Annotated in this window: 2 protein-coding genes; both read left to right on the forward strand. The window is 68.8% G+C overall.

The genetic code is table 11. From position 1 onward, the window contains the following. The first annotated feature begins 273 nt into the window (after nt 1–273). Entirely contained in the window at nt 274–2,898 is a 2,625-nt protein-coding gene (cphA, locus tag VKP62_05260) for a cyanophycin synthetase (protein ID MEB3196594.1), read from the forward strand. Nucleotides 2,899–3,013: 115 nt separating this feature from the next. After that, the coding region (locus tag VKP62_05265; protein ID MEB3196595.1) for a hypothetical protein at nt 3,014–3,970 on the forward strand (957 nt) is incomplete at its 3' end.

Here is a 3,970-nt window from a genome sequence, read left to right on the forward strand (position 1 = left end):
TGGACTACTCCAACGTCCACGAAGCCCGCACCGGCCAGATCCTCGCGATGAGCAACATCCAGCTGCACGTGCTGCCCGCCGGGGCGCGCTTCCACATCGAATCGCGCCTGCTGCAGCACGAGGCCCACCACCCGCTCGACGAGGCCGTGCCGACCTGAAGAGGGCGCTCGACCGGGTTGGACCTGTGGTGCGACGCCCCGTTCACGTCACGCCGTCGCCTGCGTGGGGTATAAGCCCCCTGCTGACTCCGTCCCTGTCCTGAAAAAGGCCCCCATGAAGGTTCTTGAAAAGCGCATCCTCCGCGGTCCCAACATCCACTCGCCCAGGCCTTGTTTCCTGGCCGTGCTGGACCTCGAAGACCTCGACGATCGTCCCTCCTCCAGCTTTCCGGGCTTCACCGAGCAGATCTGCGCCCTGCTGCCCGGCCTGCACGACCATCGCTGCTCGCTCGGACGGCGCGGGGGCTTTGTGGAGCGCCTCAAGGAGGGCACCTACCCGGCCCACATCACCGAACACGTGCTGATCGAACTGCAGAACATGGTCGGCATCGACGTGGGCTTCGGTAAGGCGCGTCAGGTGCCGAATCGCCCGCGCCAGTACACGATCGTGTGTTCCTACAAGATCGAGAAGGTGGTCACCGAGGCCTTGCCCGTGGCCATGAGAATTGTCGAAGGGCTGGCCCGCGGCGAGAGCGTCGACATCACTGAGGACCTGGAAAAACTGCGTTACTGGGCCGAACTCCATGCGCTCGGACCCTCCACCAAGGCGATCGTCGAGGCGGCCGAACGCCGAGGCATTCCGGCCTTCCGCATCACCGAGGAAGCCAGCCTGTTCCAGCTCGGCTGGGGCAAGTACCAGAAGCGCATCCAGGCCACCATGACCAGCAACACCAGTCACATTGCGGTCGGCATCGCGTCGGACAAGGAACTCACCAAGACCCTGCTGGCCGAGGCCGGTCTGCCGGTGCCCAAGGGCGAGGTGGTGCGTTCGGCCGAGGCGGCCCTGGCGGCCGCCCGGCGCCTGCGCGGTCCGGTGGCGCTCAAGCCCTTCGATGGCAACCAGGGCAAGGGCGTCAGCCTGAACCTGGTCAATCCCGAGCAGATCCAGGCCGCTTACGAGCTGGCCGCGACCTATCGCCGCGCCGTGCTGGTGGAGCAGTTCATCGAAGGCCAGGACTATCGCGTGCTGGTGGTGGGCGACCAGGTCATCGCGGTCGCCCGGCGGATGCCGGCCCACGTCTTCGGCGATGGGCAGCGCACGGTGCGGGAGCTGGTGGCGGCGGAGAACGAGAACCCCAAGCGGGGGGAGGGGCACCTCAAGCCCATGACCCGCATCAAGCTGGATGAGGGCGCGCGCCAGGTGCTGGAACGGCAGGGGCTGACCTTCGACGACGTGCCGGCCGAGGGCCTGCTGGTGGTGCTCAAGGAGAACGCCAATCTCAGCACGGGCGGCTCGGCCGAGGACGTGACCGACCAGATTCACCCGCGCAACGCGGATGCCTGCGTGCAGGCCGCCCAGAAGATCGGGCTGGATGTGGCCGGCATCGACGTGGTCTGCCACGACATCGCCGTGCCGTTTGCGCAGCAGCGCGGGGCCATCATCGAGGTCAACGCGGCGCCGGGCATTCGCATGCACCAGCACCCCGCCAAGGGCCAGCCTCACGACGTGGGAGCGGCGATCGTGCGCTCCCTGTTTCCTTCCGGGTCGCCGAGCCGGGTGCCGATCATCTCGGTGACCGGCACCAACGGCAAGACCACCACGACCCTGCTGATCGGTCATGTGATTCAAAACACCGGGCACGTCACGGGCATCACCACCACCGAGGGCATTTACATCGACGGCCGGCTGGCCGAATCGGGTGATTGCACCGGCTACTGGTCCGCGCGCACGGTGTTGACCAGCCCGATCGTGGAAGCCGCCGTGCTGGAAACGGCCCGTGGGGGCATGTTCAAGCGGGGCCTGGCCTTCGATCGCTGTGACGTGGGCGTGGTCATGAACATCCACGACGACCACCTGGGCCAGCACGGCGCCGAAACGCTGGCGGACCTGGCCCGCGTCAAGCGACTGGTGGTCGAGACGGCCGCCAAGGCCTGCGTGCTGAACGCCGAGGACCCGCTGGTCGTCGAGATGGCCGAGCACAAGCCCGAGGGCTGTGAGACGGTCTTCTTCTCGCTCGACCCGGACCACCCGGTGGTCAACAAGCACCTCGACGCCGGGGGCCGAGCCGTCTACCTGCGTCGCAACATGATCATGCTGGCCCAAGGCGACCATCGCATTCCCCTGCTGGAGGTCGAGCGGATTCCCTTCACCCTGCGCGGGCGGGCGCGCTTCAACGTGCAGAACTCGCTGGCGGCGGTGGCGGCCCTGTGGGTCCAGGGTTACACCCAGGCCCAGATCATCGCCGGGCTGACCACCTTCACCTCCAGCGTCGAGCAGAACCCGGGCCGCATGAACCTGTTCCGTGTGCGCGATTTCCACGTGCTGCTCGATTACGCGCACAATGCCCAGAGCTACCGCCTGATCATCGAGACGGCCCGCAAGTTGAACCACAAGCGGCTGGTCGGGGTGATCACGGCGCCGGGCGATCGTTACGACGAGAAACTGCGGGAAATCGGCCGCATCTGCGGGGCGGGTTTCGACCACGTGATCGTGCGCCAGATGACCGATCTGCGCGGGCGGCCGCTGGGAGAGGCGCCGGAATTGATGCGCCAGGGGGTGCTGGAAAGTGGGCTGGACCCCTCCCGGGTCGAATTGATTCTGGACGAGCCCACGGCCATCCGGCACGCGATCGATCAGGGCCGCGAGGGCGACCTGATCATCATCGGCTGCAGCGACACCGCGGACATGATCGCCGATGTGGTCAAGCACGCCGAGATCCTGATTCCCACCGCGGACTGAGCGCGCCGATCGGATGGGTGTGGACGCGCAGCGCGACGCCCTTCGGAGGGCGTGGCGGGTTGGCGGGGGGGGGCTGCTGTCGGCCTGCCTCGCGGGTTGCCTCTCGCAGACCCCCTTGCCGTTGAGCCCCGTCCAGCTGCTGCTGGGCAGCTGGCAGCCGGCCAACCGGCGCGAGCCGCCCGAACGCAGCCATGAGTTGCGCGGAGATACCTATCTGTTCAAGGCGCTGGGCCTGGCCCTGACCCGTCCTGAGCCGTTTGGCTGGGAGTTTGCGCCGCTGCCGGCTGGCCTGGCCCTGCAAACCCGGATCGGGCCGCGCGTGCGTCCTGATGGCCCGCTCGTGCGCCTGACGGTGGTCGACCTGCCTCCCGCGGCGGAGCTGGCGGTGGCCCTGCAGGCGGATCGGCGCAACGTCGAGCAGGCGGGTGGTGGGGTGGTGGTCTCACGGGTGCGGCTGGATGGCGTGGAGGCCGACTCCTGGTGGCTGACCACGCCCCAGGCATCCGAGGCGGGCCAGCCGGCCCGGGTGGTGCGCACCTGGCGCTGTTACGTGCCACACGAAGGCGTGCTGACCTTGTTCGATGCGCAGGCCTTGGAGGGCGAGTTTCCAGCCGCCCTGGCGGCTTTCGAGGCGATCGCCGAGACGCTGCGCGTGCCGCTCAGCGCGAGCGGTGCCACGCCAGGGCAGCGCCTGCCGCTGCAGCGCAGCGACAGCCTGGTCGCGCCGGCCCTCGGGCTGACGCTGCGCCCGCTGGACACGCTGCGCTGGCTGCCCAGCGTGCGCGGCAACACGCTCACGCTCGACCGGCGCGACCTGCCGGCCAGCGCGACCCTGGCGCCGCTGCTGAAGGTGACGGTGGGGGCCATCCCCCCTGGCGTGGACTGGGATCGGGCGGTCGCCCAGGAACGCGCGGCACTCGAAAAAACCAGCCCGGTGCAGGTCAGCACGGCGACCTGGTTGGGCCAGTCGGCGGAGACCTGGCGCTGGGAGACGCGCCAGGCCGGGGCGCTGATCGCGCACGAGCGTCGCACGCGCCGCGACGGGGCGCGCGTGGCGATCGCCGAGTGGGCC

Source organism: Candidatus Sericytochromatia bacterium, assembly GCA_035285325.1.
GTDB lineage: Bacteria > Cyanobacteriota > Sericytochromatia > S15B-MN24 > JAQBPE01 > JAYKJB01.

Bases quoted from the DNA above. Each gene is read 5' to 3' on its own strand.
- cphA (MEB3196594.1), top strand. From the start codon at position 274: ATGAAGGTTCTTGAAAAGCGCATCCTCCGCGGTCCCAACATCCACTCG.